The sequence below is a fragment of the Neptunicoccus cionae genome (genome assembly GCF_002860325.1).
GTDB lineage: Bacteria > Pseudomonadota > Alphaproteobacteria > Rhodobacterales > Rhodobacteraceae > Amylibacter > Amylibacter lutimaris.
The window spans coordinates 214,991-233,750 of record NZ_PKOJ01000008.1; the positions used below are offsets into that span (position 1 = coordinate 214,991).

An 18,760-nucleotide genomic window follows, 5' to 3' on the forward strand; every position below is an offset into this window, starting at 1 on the left:
AAAATCATGATTGTTAGCCCACAAATGATCCGCCATTTTATGGAGAATCTTCAATAGTAGACTGGGATATATACGTAAATTTGCGCGAAATCCGGCTTTCCGGCTGTAAACAGAAAATGATGATTCGAGTGTAATTTCGCGGTATTTTTACCTGATGGTAAATTTTTAACCAAAGTTAAACGCTGCTTACAATTTACTAAACTGGCTGCTCCTATAACGAGATTGAAGAAATCTTCACACAGATGTAAAAAGCCCGCCCGGATTAACCGAGCGGGCTTTTCTGTTTTATGAGCGGCGCCGGGCAGTTTTACCAACCAGGCGAACACGCTTAGATGAAGTCGAAGCTATCGATGTCACCTATCGCAACTCCCATCAAATCGATGTAATCGGTCGGAGATGCTGTAATGGTCGCTCTTACGCCACCAGAGATCGAGGTGACTGTCAGATCTGCATAGGTCAAGCCACCAATCAGATCTACTGTATCAGCACCGTCTTCAAACTCCTGAACAATATCCCCTTCATAACCAGTACCAAAGACAAACACGTCATTGCCTGCGCCACCTATGAGCGTGTCAGATCCGACACCACCGTCAAGACGATCCGCACCGGAGAGGCCGTTCAGGTAGTCGTTACCGCCCTCCCCGCGCAAGAAGTTCGCCTGGTTCGTCGACCCGATCAGGAAGTCATTAAAGGCGGACCCTCTGACATTCTCGATCCCGCCTAGGACATCGCCCTGCGCATCACCGCCAACACCGGTGCCGTTCCACAAGCGAATTGTAACGCCCGCGGTACTTTGGATGTATTCGACCGTATCGTTACCGGTGCCACCGTATAGTGAATCGGCACCAGCGCCGCCGACCAAAATATCGTCACCGGAAAGCGCATCGATGTAGTCATTACCCGCACCACCAACGAGCCGGTTGGCAACGTTGTTAGAGCCGATAATCACGTCATTGAAACTGGTCCCGGTTACGTCTTCGATCCCACCCAAGGTGTCTCCTTGTGCGTCGCCGCCGGTTCCTGTGCCGTTCCACAACCGGATTGTCACTCCCCCAGCTGTACTTGTCGAGTAGTCTGCGCGGTCGATACCTGAACCACCAATCAGGTAGTCTGCGCCGGCGCCGCCATACAGGACGTCATCCCCGTCACCGCCATCCAGCGTATCATCGCCGGACAAGCCGAGCAGATAATCGCGGCCGGCAGCCCCTTTCAGATAGTCTGCCACACTTGCAGCCCCGACCAGAGAGTCGTTGAAGTTGGAACCTGTCACGGTTTCGATGCCTGTCAGGGTATCGCCTTCGGCATCCCCTCCCGAGCCTGTTCCGTTCCACAAGCGCACTGTGACACCACTTGTGCTGGCCAGATACTCGACCGCGTCAGATCCGGCACCACCGTCGAGACTGTCAGCACCTGCTCCACCGATCAGTGTGTCGTTATCGGCTCCCCCGTATAGGGTATCGTCTCCTGACAACCCGTTGATGAAGTCATTGCCGCCCCGACCTTCGAGCTTGTTGTTCACGCCAACGGCGCCGACAAAAACATCCCGCATGGAAGAACCGACGACACCCTCTATTCCGGTGAGTGTATCACCCTCGGCGTCACCTCCGGCTCCTGTACCGTTCCACAGTTTGACTGTCACACCAAGCGCGCTTCCAGCGTAATCTGCAATGTCGAAACCGGCACCACCGTCGAGGACATCCGCACCGGCACCGCCGACCAGAATGTCATCGCCATCTCCACCTATGAGAGTGTCGTTACCGGAGAGACCATTCATGTAGTCATTACCGGCTCCACCATCCAAAAAATCTGCTGAGTTCGTCGCACCGATAAGTACATCGTTATGCACAGCCCCTGTGATACCCTCGATACTGCTGAGAATGTCCCCTTCAGCGTCGCCGCCCGTACCGGTTCCGTTCCACAAGCGCACCGTGACACCGGCAGAACTGTCGGAGTAATCGGCGATATCATTACCGTCACCACCGTTCAGCGTATCTGCTCCGGCACCACCATTCAGAGTATCTCCCAGTGCGCTACCGTTCAGTTCGTCGTTGCCCTCCAGGCCTTTGAAACTTACCGCAACATTGGCGCTGCTGAAGACGTCATCGCCAGATGTGCCCTCTACCGTCAGGCTGTCTGTGGCGTCAAACTCCATGCCGCTGGTCGCGGCATATTGATCGAAGCTAAACACAAGCGCATCGTCGCTGGCGTCTAGACCATCAATGCCACCACCGACGAATGCAGCGAGCTGGGCCGCAGTAAGCGCCTGAATATTCGCAGCGGTATCGGACACTGTTGCATCGTCCCCCGTAGCGATCAGGATTGCTCCCAAGGCTACAGCCTGTGCAGCGCTCAGTGTGATCTGGTCATCCGTTGCGTCAAACACATCCACACCCAGCGTAGCCAGTGCGGAAATCTCTGTTGCACTCAGTGCAGAAAGACCGGCACCAGTATCCGCGATAGTAACAGTATCACCGGCAGTCAGAGAAACAGCACCCAAGGCATCAATCTGTGCCAGAGTAAACGTCAGTGCATCGTCCGAAGCATCCAGTGCATCCACACCCGCTCCTTCCAATGCAGCCAGTTCGCTGACAGTCATCGCTGACAGCGTCGCCCCTGTGTCACGCAAAGTGACGACGTCCGCTTCGCTCAGTGCGACCGCGCCGAGAGAATTGAACTGTGCCAGCGTCAACGTTAACTCGCCGTCAGTGGCATCCAACACATCTACGCCAAGTCCTGCAAGCGCCGCGATTTCACCGGCTGTCATTGCAGACAGTGCCGCTCCCGTGTCCTGCAATGTTACTGTATCGCCACTTGTCAGAGCGACCGGTCCAAGGGAGTTCAATTGCGCGACGGACAGCGCCAATACGTCATCCGAAGCATCAATCCTGTCAATGCCGAACCCGGACAAGGCACCGATTTGTACCGCCGTCATTGCACCGATGTTGGCCCCCGTATCTACCAGAACCCCCATATCTGCAGGTGCAATGGATACGGATCCCAGAGCAATCGTTTGTGCTGCGGTCAATTCAACCAGATCATCGGTTGCATCGATCGTATCCACGTTTCCGGCAGACAGTGCCGCCACCTCTGCGACGGTCATGGCAGAGATGCTTGCGCCCGTATCTTCCAGCGTAACCAGATCCCCCGCACTCAACTGAACGGTTCCGAGCGCCTGGAACTGTGCAACTGATAGCGCCAGAGAATTGTCTGAGGCATCAATTTCACTCACGCCTGATGCTGCCAGGGCTCCGATCTGGGAAACGCTCATCGCGGCCAGATTGCTCCCTGTATCGACCAGCGTAACCGTATCGCTTGCTGAAAGAACAACCGATCCAAGTGCCTCCAGTTGCGCAACGGTCAGAGACAGGCTGTCATCATCGGCGTCAATTGCATCGATGTTATAGGTCTCCAGCGCCGCAAGCTGTGCCACGGACAATGCAGCGATATCCTCACCACGATCCACCAGCGTCGCGGTATCACCGTCTGCCACAACCAGCGTATCCAGTGCCAGAACCTGAATTACAGAAAGGTTGATCTCGTCATCTGTAGCATCAAGAACGTCCACACCGGCAGCACCAAGAGAAGTTAGTTCGGACACTGTCAGGGCCGCCAGTGCAGCACCGGTATCAACGATGGAAACATCGTCGCCTGCTGCAAGGGTAACACTTGCGAGCGCACCGAACTGGGCCAGCGACAGGCTCAATACGTCATCTGTCGCATCCAGTCCGTCAATACCGGCAGCCTCCAGCGCACCAATCTGTGCGACGCTGAGGGCTGCAAGGTTGGCGCCGGTGTCTGCGAGCGTGACCGTGTTGGCACCGGTCAACGCGACGCTTCCCAAGGCCAGATATTGTGCGACTGTAAGGGAAAGGGCACCGTCGGTCGCATTGATCTTGTCTACGCCGGCGGCTGCAAGAGCCGCAATCTGGGTAGATGTCATCGCTGCGATGGCGGCACCTGTATCCGAAACAGTAACGTCATCATCACCCGCAACAGTCACTGCACCAAGGGCTGTTGCCTGTGCGACCGTAAGACTGATGACACCGTCGCTGACATCCAGAGCATCAATTCCGGCAGCTTCCAGACCACCGATCTCGGTGGCCGTCAAAGCAGCCAGCGTTGCGCCGGTATCTGCCAGTGTGACGGTATCGTCTCCGGTCAGGGCAACCGTACCAAGGGCATTGTACTGATCGAGCGACAGGACAAGAACATCGTCGCTTGCATCCAGAGCATCAACTCCGGCGGCTTGCAGTGCCGAGATGGCCGACACAGTCAAGGCTGCCAGATTTGCACCGGTGTCAACGAGCGTTACGGTATCTCCGCCGGTCAGGGTGACAGAACCAAGAGCGTTGAACTGCTCGATCGAAAGCGCCAGCACGTCGTCCGTTGCGTCCAGGACATCGATATGATCCCCGCCCAGCGCCGAAATCTGTGTCACGGACAAACCGGCCAACTGCGAACCGCTGTCGGCCAGTGTGACAACATCATCCGCCGTCAGTTCAACCGCCCCGAGTGCCTGATATTGGGCAACGGAGAGAGACAGAACATCATCTATGGCATCTATAATGTCGACACCGGCAGCTTCGAGGCCACTAATGTCCATGGAACCGAGCATTCCCAATGCCGCGCCAGTATCCGCCAGAGTGACGGTATCTGTCTGCGTCAGGGACATTCCCGAAGGCAGGGCCATCGCGTCGGATTTGGCGGACACCATCGCTCCACTGTATCCGGTAATCGCTTGATACTGATTGATGCTCAGGCTCAGTTCGTCATCCGATGCGTCGACAATGTCAAAGCCGGCCTGTTTCAGGTCCTGGATTTCGGAAATTGACATATCTGCCAGATTCACACCCAGATCGAGAAGCGTTGCAACATCCCCGCCGTCAATAACGAGCCCCGCAGCAAAGAGAGCTGTCCCCTGCGCCACGCTGAACGAAACGGCATTTTCGCTAGCGTCAATCCGTTCCAATCCACTGGTTCCAAGGCCCGCGATCTGTGTCGTCGTAAGGGCTGACAAGGCAGCGGAGGTATCCGCTACAATTGCCGTTACCCCGTCACCAACGGTCACAGCCCCGAGTGCAGTCGCTTGATCCACGCTCAGATAGATGTCCTGACCGTTCGATGTGACGGTGGAAACACCAGCGGCTTCCAAGCCTGCAATCTGCGCGACGGTCATGTTCTGGATATTGGCCGCCACGTCGTAAATCGTAACATCATCATCAGAAGAAAGAGACAACGACCCGAGTGCGAGATATTGCGCAACGTTCAGTACGAGCGAATTGTCGCTCGCATCGAATGTATCAATTCCAGCTGTACCAAAGGCTGCGATTTCGGTCGGGGTAAGCTCTGCAAATACGTACCCTGCATCGGATATCGTGACAACATCGTTCGCTGCAAACACGACTGCTCCGAGAGATTTGGCTTTCAGCACATCAAGCGTCAGGATGTTTTCTGTCACATCCAGCCTATCGATACCTGCCGCTTCCAGTCCGCCAATCGCCGTTGCATCCAGCATGGCGAATGCAGCAGCTGTGTCCGCCAGGGTCACTTCATCCATCTGCGAAAGCGTCAGGCCGCCGTCACCTGTGATGTAATTGTACTGCTCCACGTTCAAGCTAAGCGTGTTGTCAATTGCATCCAGCTTGTCAAAGCCCACAGCTACAAGATTGGTCAGATGCGTTACCGGCAAACCGCTTATAAGTGCGCCCAAATCCAGAATGGTTGCCGTATCTGCAGCTTCGATGGTTATATCTGCTTCGGCCAAAGCCAAGGCTGCATCAACACTGAAGGACACACTTCCATCGGTCGCATCAAGAGTGTCTATGCCACTTGATCCCAAGCCTGCGATTTGCGCGGCGGTCAATGACCCTAGAGCTGCCGAGTTGTCAACAACGGTCACTGTATCTTCACTATCTACAACTACACTACCAAGAGCGGTGGCCTGCAAGACACTCAGGTCCAAAGCACCGTCAGTCGCGTCAAGCTCGGAAACACCCGCTGCTGAAAGCAACGATATTTCGCCCGTAGTGAGCGTGGCAAGTGCGGCACCCGTATCTGCGATCGTAACGACGTCACCCGTACCAAAGGAAATTGTTCCCAGAGCCCGATACTGTGCAACACTAAGCGTTTGAAGATCATCACTTGCGTCAAAAACATCTACCCCCGCGGCTTCCAACGCCGCAATCTGCGATACCGACAGGGCCGAGAAATCAGCCTCCGCGCCTACAACAGTCACAACGTCATCGGATGCAAAAGTTACTGTCCCAAGCGCGTTTGCCTGTTCGAGTGTCCAGGTCAAGGCATTTTCGATTACGTCGATGTGATCGATACCAGCATCTGCCAGCGCCTCGATCTGTATTCCGCTCAACCCGGCCAGCGCGACACTGCTGTCCTTGAGCGTGATGACATCCGCCTGCGTCAAAGACATGTCTTCCGGCGCCGGAAGTACGATGTGTTCCGCGTTCGGGAGTGCCATTCCCCATGCGCCAGTGATCGCATTGAACTGTGCTAGGGTTAGCTCAAGAATATCATCAGAAGCGTCAATTACATCAATACCGGTTGTCTCCCGCAGTTCGGTAAAGTCGGTCGGAGACAGAGCTTGGATATTCGCGCCAAGATCGACCAGCGTCGCTGTATCAGTGTAATCAATGGAAATCCCTGCATTCATTAATGCTGCCGCCTGAGCCACATTGAAGGACACCATATCGTCTGTTGCATCCAAGCGGTCGATACCACTTACACCCAAAGCCGCAATCTCAACTGTTGTAAGAGCAGACAACGAGGAAGAAGTGTCAGAGACTACTGCGAGATCGCCAATCGCGACAGAGACTGTGCCCAAAGCACCGGCTTGAGCAATACTTAGAGTAAGTTGCGCACCTCCGGTCGTGATGAAGGATACTCCTGCGCCTGCCAGGCCGGCCAGTTGCGTCACTGTCATGGACTGAATATTCGTCGCAGTATCGGAGATTGTGACGGTATCATCTTCGGATAGAGCGGTTGTTCCCAATGCAAGATATTGTGCCACGCTAAGCGTCAGGGAGTTATCCGTCGCATCAATGATATCGACACCGCTAGTGCCAAGCGCCGCGATTTCCGTTTCAGTCAACCCGCCAAGTGCTGCACCGGTATCAGCCAGTGTCACCTCGTCGGCTTCGGTCAGCTCCACACCACCAAGGGCGTTATATTGCGACAGGTCCAGTGTAAGAACGTCGTCCTCTGCATCAAGAATATCGATACCAGCCGCAGCAAGGCCTCCGATAAACGTAGATGTAAGGCCGCCAAGTGCGCTGCCGGTTGCTGTCAGTGTGACCTCGTCAGTGGTCTCAAGGGTAACAGCACCCAAAGCATTGAATTCTTCGAGGGTTATGGCCATCGCATCGGTGGTGGAATCGAGTGCATCAATACCGGCCCCCTCCAGCGCACCGATCTGGGTCGCATTAAGTGCTGTCAGGTTGCTGCCGGTATCAACCAGCGTAACAGTATCCGCATCGGTAAGAGCCACAGCACCCAGCGCGTCGAATTGCGCATAAGTCAAAGCCAACGCCCCATCGCTGACATCAATGATGTCCACGCCAAGACCTTCGAGAGCTGCAATCTCACCCACAGCCAGGGCAGCGATATTTGCAGCTGTATCCAGCAATGTAACCACGTCATCGCCAGTCAGGGATACGGCTCCGAGGGCGTTCAGCTTGGCCACTGTAAGTGACAGAACGTTATCGCTTGCATCAATGGCGTCTATCTCATTGCCTGCCAGACCGGAAAGCTGCGTTTCAGTCAACGCGGCCAGTGCGGCTCCTGTATCCACCAAGGTTACAGTATCAGAAGCGTTCAGTGTAATAGTACCAAGCGCATCATATTGCGCTATGGAAACCGAGAACGCTGCACCGATGTCAGCAGATGCAATGGTGTCGATTCCTTTGCCCTGCAGGGCGACAATCTCGGACGGTGTAAGCATTCCGATATTCAGAGCTGTGTCTTTAAGGAAATTGGTGTCATCCGCCGTAAGAGCCACGGCTCCAAGAGCATCAACCTGTGCTTTTGTCAGATAGGTCAGATTGTCTGTCGCATCAATCCGGTCGACACCGGCCGCAGCCAGCGCACCAAGCTGTACCAGAGACAGATTCTGGATTGTCATGGAGCCATCCGCAAGGACGACTTCTGCGATGGAATCCGCTGTAACCGTTCCCAGAGCCTCAATCTGGGCAAAGGTCAGGTTCAGATTACCGTCAGTTGCATAGAGCGCATCAACTTCAAGCGCAGCCAAAGCACTCAGGTCGGCAATCGCCAGAAGATTGGCTGCGGTATCACTCAGAGTTACAGTATCAGCCGCTGTCAGGGCCACTGTTCCCAGCGCCTCCAACTGATCTACCCGCAGGGAGAGAGCCGTATCCGTAGCGTCTATGATGTCGATACCTTTACCCGCCAGTGCGCCGATCTCACCCGCCAGAAGGGCTTGGATATTCGCAGCCACATCTTCGAGCGTAACTGTATCTTCAACTGTCAGTGATGTGGTCCCCAGTGCCTGATACTCTGCCACTGTCAAGGACAGCGCATCATCAAGTGAGTCAATCACATCGATGCCGTCACCAGCCAGAGCCGCAATACCGACAAGGCCCAAAGTGTCGAGGTTCGCTTCGGTGTCTCTGAGCGTGATCATATCATCCAGCGCAAGTTCGACAGCGCCGAGGCTGTTATATTGCGCGACATTCAGAACAAGAACGTTGTCGCTGGCATCAAGAGCATCAACAGCCAGACCTTCCAGACCGGCAATCTCTGCTGCCGTCATCGCACCCAGGTTTGCACCGGAATCCACCAGAACAACTGTGTTCGCATCCGTAAGCGCAATACTGCCAAGGGCCTCGAACTGGGCTACTGTCAGGTTCAGACCGGTGTCGGATGCTGCGATCCGGTCCAGACCCGACACATTCAATGCCGCAATCGTTGTTGGAGCAAGCATCGCAATGTTTGCGCCAGTGTCCTCAAGCAGCGCGAAATCGCTTGCATGCAGTGTAACCGCACCCAAAGCAGCCGCTTGTGCTGCTGTCAGGGTCAGCGTATCGTCTGTTGAATCGATGGTATCGATCCCGCTGGCGGCCAGCGCCCCGATTTGCGCATCCGTCATTCCCTGAATATTGATAGCAGTGTCAGAAAGTGTCACAGCATCTTCAGAAACAACAGATATACCATCAAGAGCCACAGCCTGAGCCACACTCAAGGTGAGAATGTCGCCATCTGTATCGATCAGGTCCATTCCGATCCCGTTCAACGTCGCAAGCTGCGCGGGTGTCAGTGCCTGAAGATTTGCGGCTGTATCCGCAAGGGTAGCAACAGTTGTGCCCGCGATAACCAGCCCGTCGAGAGACAGCGCCTGTTCAATGTTCAGGGATAGGATCCCGTCGGAACTGTCCACAATATCAACACCGATGAGCGAGCCCAACTGTGTCGGCGTCAGGGAACCCAGGTTCGCTGCAGTGTCACGCAGGGTGACGACATCTGCATTGGTAAGATTTACACCTCCAAGAGCGCTGAATTGCGCATAGTTGAGCGACAGCACGTTGTCGGTGGCATCAAGCACGTCCACATTGGCCGCTTTCAGCGCTCCGATCTGTCCGCTGGTCATGGCTGCAATTGCTGCACCGGTATCGCGCAGGGTTACAACGTCCCCCGCTGTCAACTGAACGGATCCAAGAGCATTGAACTCTGCGACTGTCAGCAGAAGTGAGTTGTTGCTGGAGTCAAGGAAGTCCACACCGTTGCTGGACAGGTTCCCGAATTCGGTCAGGGTCAACCCGTCAAGGTTCGCTTCTGTATCAACCAGAGTCACGTTGTTCGAACCGGTCAGGCTTACCGTTCCAAGCGCCCGGTATTGGCCGACACTCAGATTTAGCGCGCCGTCTGTAGCATTGATAATGTCAAACCCATGCCCCGCAAGTCCCGCGATTTGGCTGGCCGTTAATGCTTGGATATTGGAAGCCAGGTCGGCAAGCGTATTCGTGTTGTCCATCTCGAGGACGATTGAACCGAGTTGCAACGCCTGAGCCACATTGAGCGCCAGCGTACCCTCGGAAGCCTCAAGGATATCAACTCCTGCGGTGTTCAGGTCAGCAATCTCGGACGGCAAGAGCGCTGAAAGGTTAGCACTTGTATCATAAATAGTGACTGTATCGCCATCTACAGGGACAACTGTCCCCAATGCAGCAAACTGTGACAGATCAAGGCTCAGGACATCATTGGTAGAGTCGATATGCGAGAAGCCCGACCCTGCCAGATCGCCGATCTCTGCAACGGTCATTGCAGACAGTGCGCTTACGGTATCTGTAAGGATTACATCGTTCAGGGAAACGATAGTAACAGTCCCGAGACTGGTCGCGAATGCAACACCTACGTTCAGAACCGCGTCAGTAGGTTCAACGTGGTCAACACCGACCATAGCGAGCTTGCTGACCAGAGACTGGCTCATAGCAGCGATATTTGCAGCTGTATCTGCAACGCTCACAGTATCTGCCGGATTGAATGGTACGCCCAGAGCATCGACCTGATCGACCGAAATCGAGACAGCATTACCGCCGGCGCTGATGTCATCGACGCCCAGCCCCGCCAGAGCGCTGAATTCGCCAACAGTCATGGCTTCAATATTCGCAGCGGTATCCAACAGTGTAACGTCGTCTGCGGGTGTCAGGGACACAGTTCCCAGAGCGAACAACTGGGCTTTCGTGAACGAGATCACGCCCGAAGTTGCGTCAATTGTATCAACACCGGTCGCAGCGAGTCCTGCCAGAGCTGTTGCATCCAAAGCGCTGATTGCAGTTCCTGTATCTGCCAGCGTTACGACGGCATTCGTATCGATGGTTACAGTACCCAAAGCAACAACTTGCGCCGCGTCGAAGGTCAGGTTGGTATCAGTAACTTCAATCGTCTGAATACCGGCACCTTCAAGCGCTTCAAGCTCGGCAACCAGCATGCCACCAATCTCTGCACCTGTATCGCGCAGCACAGCGTTGCTGGCCGCGCTGATGGTTACCGTACCAAGCGCATTTACCTGATCCACCAGCAGGAAAAGTTGTCCGTCAAGCGCGCGCAATTCGTCCACCAGATTACCGGACAGTTCCGAAATCTGGGTGGTGTTCAGACTTTGCAGGTTCGCAGAGCTGTCAGCGATAATGACGTTATCCCCGGCCACCAGTTCGACCGTGCCAAGAGAGAAGTACTGGCCAAGGCTGAGTGTAAGATCAGCCTCCGAGGATTCAAGGAAGTCGATACCCGCTGCGGAAAGCCCGTTTATCTGACCGTCGGACAGAGCTCCAATATTGGCATTGGTATCTTTCAGCGTAACCGCATCACCACCCGTAAGGGTTACAGAACCGAGCGCATCGAACTGCGCGAGATCAAGTGTCAGAATATCGTTATCAGCATCAATCGCGTCAAAACCGGCACCGGTAAGCGCAGTGATTTCTGTGGCTGTCATCGCTCCAATGGCAGCACCACTGTCAACAACACTTACAACTGCGGTGCCGAGAATGGAGACCGCGTTCAGAGCGGTTGCCTGGGCCACACTGAAGTTGAGAGTGGCGTCATCCGCCCGGATACCGTCAATGCCCTTGGCCGTCAGGCCAGCAATCAGCGTATCGCTCATCGCTTCGAGATTTGCGCTTGTGTCGTCCAGTTCGACATAATCGGCGTCAACCAGTTCCACTGTTCCCAATGCTTCGTACTGCGCAACAGTCAGGGACAGTACCGGATCGGTCGATTTCAGAACATCAATGCCATCTGCAGCAAGCCCTTCGATTGCGAGAGCGGACAGCAGTGCAATGTTTTCGTTGCTGTCTGCCAGCGTTACATTGTCAAGCTGTGTCAGTTCCACTGCGCCAAGCGACTGGTATTGCTGGATGGTCAGTGTGATCTCGTCAGTGTCAGAGTCGATTACGTCCACGCCTGCAGCTTCCAGAGCCGCGATTGCACCTGCCGTCAGAGCGCCAAGAGTCGCCCCATTGTCCAGAAGCGTCACTTCGTCCGCATCCGTCAGTTCGACTGCTCCCAGAGCGTTCAATTTGTCAACCGACAGGGACAACACATTGTCTGTTGCATCCAGTGCATCAATTCCAGCAGTTCCCAGTGCCTGAATCTCGGTTACCGAAAGCGCCTCGAGATTTGCGGCTGTGTCTGTCAACGTCACTATGTCGGTGTCTGTTAGCTCGATTGGTGCCAACGCATTGAATTGCTCGACGGTCAGTGCAAGCGTTCCGTCGCTCGATTTCAGGATATCCACCTGCGCTGTTTTGAGGTTGGCAATATCTGTAAGGGTCAAGGCAGCGAGAGCCGTAGCGGTATCAACGACAGTAACAGTATCTGTTTCGGTCAGAGTGACCGTACCCAGCGCACCGATCTGCGCCAGAGACAGGCTTAGCGCGTCATCGCTCGCGTCAATGCTGGTGAAGCCGGACGTCTCAAGTGCCGCAATCTGGGCTTGCGACATTCCGGCGATTGCAGCACCCGTATCAAATATCGTCGCTGTATCACTGGCATCGATAAGCACACCGTTCAGAGAAGTCGCCTGCTCAACGGTCATGGAGAAAACGTCGTCGCTGGCGTCTATGGCGTCGATACCAGAAGCGGACAGAGCGCCTATCTCCGAAGAAGTCATCGCGGCAATCGCCGCTCCAGTGTCTTTGATTGTGACCAGATCGTCGGCCGCAATCGTCACCGCACCCAGCGCTGTGGCCTGATCAACCGTCAGATCCAGAACATTGTCTGTTGCATCAAGGGCATCCACATAGGCAGCCTCCAGACCGGCGATATTGCTCGCGTTCAGGCTGGCAAGAGCCGCACCAGTATCTTTTAAGGTCACAGTATTTTCTGCAACCAGATCCACACCGCCCAAGACGTTGAACTGTGCAACCGTCAGATCAAGGATCCCGTCAGACGCTTTGAAGGTATCAACGCCCTTCCCTTCCAGCGTACCGATCTGTGCCGGGGTAAGTCCCGCAAGATTTGCGCCGGTATCCAGAATTGTCATATTGTCACCGGAGTTGATCCCCACGGTGCCAATTGCGTTGAATTGGGCGAGCGAAAGCTCCAGAACATCATCTGTCGCGTTGATCAGATCCACTTTCAGACCCGAAAGCGCAGAAATCTGCGCAACACTCAGCGCGGCGATATTTGCGCTGGTATCCGACAGGCTGATGGAATCCGAAGACGTAAGCGTTACAGTGCCAAGCGCGTGCAGTTGGGCCACGGACAGGGACAGAACCACGTTGGACGCGTCAATCCTGTCGATGCCTGCACCTGCAAGGGCTGCAATTTCAGTGCTGGACAGGCTGGCGATGTTCCCACCGATGTCCAGAAGGGTCACGGTGTCGGAACCGGCAGCTACGATGCCCCCGAGCGCTCTGACCTGCGCAACAGTGAGGTTGAATGCACCTTCGGTGCTGTCAAGAATATCAATGCCAGCCGTGTCAAATGCCTCGATCTGTAGCGCTGTCAGTCCTTGAATCGCGGCTGCTGTGTCCAGAACTGTCACCACATCGTCCGCAGCAAACGTCACCGTACCCAGGGCCAGTGCTTCGGCCACGGAAAGTGTCAGCGCATTGTCTGAAACATCAATTGTGTCAATACCGTCAGCGGACAATCCGCCAATCGCGGCGGCATCCAGCGCGGCCAGATTGGCGGAACTGTCTGCCAGCGTCACATCATCGGCCTGCTTAAGCGCCACATTGCCGAGCGCATTGTATTCGGCAAGCGTCAGAGCAAAAGCACCGCCTCCGGCGTCGATTTTGTCAACACCGGCAGCATCCAGAGCAAGGATATTCGCTTCGGTTAGTCCGTCAATTGCCGTTGCAGTGTCGACAACTGTAACCATGTCACCTGCTGTAAGCGTCACGGCTCCCAAGGCATTGGCCTGTGCCACTGTCAGGTTCAGCACATTATCCAGAGAGTCGATCGAGTCGACTTCAAGGGCTGCAAGCCCGCCAATGTACGTATCTGTCAAAGCTTCAATATTGGCTTGGCTGTCGGTCAGAACAAAATTGCTCGTTTCTGTGACCGCAACAGCGCCCAATGCGTTCAATTTCTCGACACTGAGCGCGAATACACCGGATTTGCTGGCTAGTATGTGCACGAACGCGCCGGAAAGTCCGGAGATTTCAGAGAGCGTCAGACCTGAAAGTGCGGCACCTGTGTCGTTTATGGTATTGGAATCACCACTGTTCAAAGACACCGTGCCAAGTGCGCGGTAGGCCGCAAGGGACAGGATCAGGAAATTGTCCGAAGAGTCGATTTCATCGATGCCGGATGCGGCCAGTTCGGCCACCTCGACAGAGGTCAGGCCGGACAGATAGTCGTTGGTGTCTTGCAGGGTGACGTAGTTGTCGCTGTCCATAACGACAGTACCAAGCGCTGCGACCTGCAAACCGGACAGTGTGACGTTTGTGTCTGTGGCGCTGATCTCGTCAAATCCGGCCCCCGCCAGAGCGGAGATCTGCGTCGTGGTCATTCCCTGAATATTCACAGCAGAATCAACGACCTTTGTACTACCTGCTGTTTCCACAGTAACGGAACCCAAGGCCGTAGCCTGCGCTACGTCCAGATTAATCGGGTCGGTTCCTGCATCAAGCTTGTCAACGAAAAGGCCGGCCAGATTGCCGATTTCCGTAGATGTAAGGGATTCCAGATTGGCTGCGGTATCCGAGAGCACGACAGTGTCGCTATCCGTCAGCAGTACACCATTCAAATTTCTGAACTGGGCAACAGACAGGGTCAACGTACCGTCCGTTACATCAATTGAATCAATTCCAGCGGCCTTCAACCCGTCAAATGCAGTTGCGTCCAGAAGCGCGATATTTTCATTGGTGTCAGCAAGGGTAATGACATCGGCTTGGGTCAGTTCGATACCGCTAAGGGCAAGGTATTGTGCCACGCTCAACGTCAAAACGTTGTCAGTCGCATCAATCCGGTCGATACCCGCGTCATCAAGGGCTTCGATTGCCGTGTTGCTCAATGCGCCGATAGTTGCACCGCTGTCCTCGACAGCAGCATCATCTTCAACGGCCAGCGTGATATCCGCCAGCGCAGTCGCCTGCGAAACGGTCAGGGTGATTGCGTCTTCTGTTGTGTTCAGAATATCAATACCTGCCGCATCCAGCGCGGTGATCTGGGTTGCATTCAGTGCTTCAAGGGTCGCCTTCGCGTCTGTGATGGTAACAGTATCGGCCCCTGTCAAAGCGACAGTACCCAACGCGTTGTACTGCGCCAGCGAGAATGCGAACGCATTTGTACTGGAATCAATCGCATCAATCCCGGAGGCAGCCAGAGCACTTATCACTGTCTCGCTCATGCCTTGGATGTTGGTGCCCGTATCAACCACTGTGGCATTAGTCGCAGAGTCAATCGTCACATTTCCAAGCGCCGTAGCCTGAGCTGCGGTCAGATTCAGGTCTGTATCGCTGGCAGACAGAACGTCAACGTTCTTGCCATCAAGTGCAGCAATATCCAGTGCTGCAAGGTTTACACCTGTGTCAGACAGAGTAACCGTGTCTGCTGCATCCAGCGTCACAGTGCCAAGCGCAGAGAATTGCGCTGCGGTCAGTGTCAGCGTTCCGTCCGTAGATTTGATCCCGTCGACCAGCAATCCGGCAAGGCCCGAAATCGCCGTGCTGTCCAGAGCCTGAATGTTTAGGGCGGTGTCCGTCACGGTCACAAGATCCCCGCCAAACAGCGAAACGCCGTTCAGGGCCTGAATCTGTTCGACAGTCAGGGCCAGAGGATTACCCTCCGCAGAAATCAGGTCAAAATTCCGCGCGGCCAGCGCAGCAATTTCAGTGGCTGACAGGGCTTCGATATTGGCGGCTGTATCCCCGAGAATACCCTGATTGGACTCCGCGATCGCCATGGCGCCCATCTGAACGGCCTGCGCAGCATTCAATTGCAGATTGGTATCTGTCGAGAACAGGAAATCCACATGCGCGGCCGCCATTTCGGCGATTTTCGCAGGCGTAAAGAAAAGAAAGTCAATAGCTTGAGCAAAGGTCGTTTCGACTGTCACCTCGTCGGCTTCGGTCAGGGCAACCGTGCCCAGCGCATTGAACTTATCAAGGTTCAGTGTCAGACCGCCAACCGTAGCATCAAGAATGTCAATCCCGTCCCCTGCAAGATTCCCGATTTCAGTTGAAGTCAGCGCGCTCAGTTCCGTGCCGGTGTCCGCCAGCGTTACGATATCGCCCTCTGTCAATGTCACAGGACCGAGTGCTTCGTACTGGGCGACAGTCAGGGACAGTGCGTCATCGTTGGCGTCGATAACGTCAATTCCGTTGGTGTCCAACTGCGCGAAGGCGCTGCTGTCCAGCCCCGCAATGGCGCTTCCCGCGTCCAGCAATGTCACGGTATCGCTGGTTGTCAGGGACATGCTGGACGCCGCCAGCGCTGAATATTGCGCCACATCCAGAGACAGCGTTCCGTCCGTGGAAGCCAGAGCATCAATGCCCAAAGCAGCCAGCGCCGTAATGTTCGCCGCTGTAAGCGTTTGCAGGTTCGCGGCACTGTCCACAATAGTCACAACATCCGAGGCGTCGAATCCGACGGAACCCAAAGCAAGCGCCTGTTCCACATTAAGGGACAGAGCGTCATCGGAAACATTAATGGAATCAATGCCTTTGACAGAAAGTGCGGCAATATCTGCCGCAAGCATCCCTCCAATCGCAGCGCCGGCATCAGAAAGCGTGGCTGTGTCGCTGGCGGCAACTTTCAGCGTTCCGAAGGCCGCCAGCTGATCGACCGTCAGGGAAAGAATACCGGTCGTGGAAGAAATTTCATCTACATTCAAAGACACCAGCGCCGTGAAATCCGCAGGCACCAGAGCCTCCAGACTGGCCGTAGTGTCCAATACTGTGACCAGATCGTCAGAAGCCAGCGTTACCCCGTTCAAGGCATTGACTTGGGCAAGGGACAGAACCAGCATGTTGTCGGACGCATCAAGAGCATCAACGTTGGCCGCCGCAAGTCCACCAATCGCAGTGGAATCCAGACCAGCCAGAGCGCTGCCTGTATCAACCAGAGTGACAGTATCCCCGTCGGTGAGCGTAACACCACCAAGCGCCGAATACTGAGCTACGGACAGATCCAGCGTGTTATCCAGAGCATCAATCGCATCGATCAAATCTGTGGCCAGATCGCCGATTTCGCCAGCGGAAAGGGCCGCAATCGTCGCGCCTGAATCCGCAAGGGTTACTATGTTCGCCTCTGTCAGAAGAACAGTTCCAAGCGCCTGATATTGCGCAACATTCAGGGCAAGCGAACCATTCGTCGCAAGAAGAACGTCTACACCTGCGCCCGCCAGTGCCGAAATTTCGCCAGCAGTGAGCGCAGCAAGATTGGCAGAGGTATCCTGCAGGGTAACAGTATTTCCTTCGACCAGCGCAACCGATCCGAGGGCATTGAATTGTGCAACAGTCAGAGCAAGGCTTCCGTCACTCGCAGAGAGCGTGTCGATGTTCTTGCTGGACAGGGAACTGATCTGTACCACGCTCATCGCGCTGATGTTGGCCCCTGTGTCGGAAACAGTAATGTTGTTGTCAACTTCAAGAGAAATCGCGCCAAGGGCCAGAAACTGGGCTGTAGAGAACGTCAGGTTGACATCTGTAGCGGTTATTGAGGACAGCCCTGCAGCGGCAAGTGTACCAATCAGCCCGGCACTCAATCCGGAAATATTTGCACCGGTATCGGACAGAACAACCGTATCCCCGGCAGCGAAAGTCATGCCACCAAGGTTCGTCACCTGATCGATATCAAGCACGAGGAAATCGTCAGAAGCATCAAGGACCATGACCCCGAGCGCTGCAAAATTCGCGAGCTGTGTACCTGTTAAGGCTTCGATGGAGGCTCGGGTGTCCCGCAATGCCGGCGTGTCTCCGGCGGTCAGCGCCACGCCTCCGAGATTGTTCAGTTGCGCGACCGAAAGGTACAAACCGTCATCCGATGCATCGATTGTATCGACGTTGAAAGCAGAGAGATCGGCAACTTGTGCAGGTGTCAGACCTGCAATGTTTGCTGCGGTATCGACAAGAACGACATCATCCGTTGGACTGTATGCGGAGCCAGCTGAAAGAAAATCTGCGACGGTGATTGTTACGACTGCCATGATAAACCTCGTTAGTATTCAAAAAAATAATGACGAGTACGACCCCGCACCCGCTCAAAAAGAGCTCCATAAAAATTGTAAAGAAACCGTTAAGGCTTATCTGGATAGGTGGATTGATCTACGACTCTGAAAATACGAGTCAGTCGCTATGCAAATCCACGTTAAAACGAACCAAAAATTAAAAAAGCCCCACCGGCATCTCACGCCTAAAATTTCACTCCCTTATTACACTATTAGCACATCACGCTTTGGCAATCACCGTCTTTTGTGTGACTATCCGCCAAAATATTTTGTGCAATTTAGGAAAATTTTTCTTGCCACGGTTTTTTGACCGCCATGGTTTCGACAAAGTCTCGCCACAAAGTTTCAGCCTGTTTTCGAAGTTTTTCCGACACATCTTACGGATCAAACTTGACAATCGGCAACAGAAAAATCCATCACAAATTTTCAACATAATACAATAAATACAATCCGTTAGCATAATATCTCTTTGAGATCCGTTTCAATTGTTGAATCATTTGAACACCTCCTGGCGCGGATTGAAGCAACCACCTCCACTCTGTGACGCAAAGTTCCTTTTACCTATCAAGTTTTATAATTCGGTTAATCAAGGTCTTTAGCGACGAATACGAC

Annotated in this window: 1 protein-coding gene; it reads right to left on the reverse strand. The window is 54.4% G+C overall.

Annotated elements, in window-relative coordinates:
* Nucleotides 1-328: 328 nt before the first annotated feature.
* Nucleotides 329-18,127: a beta strand repeat-containing protein gene (locus C0U40_RS17510; protein ID WP_101657094.1), complete on the reverse strand. Its 17,799-nt coding sequence runs from the start codon at nt 18,125-18,127 to the stop codon at nt 329-331.
* Nucleotides 18,128-18,760: the final 633 nt, after the last annotated feature.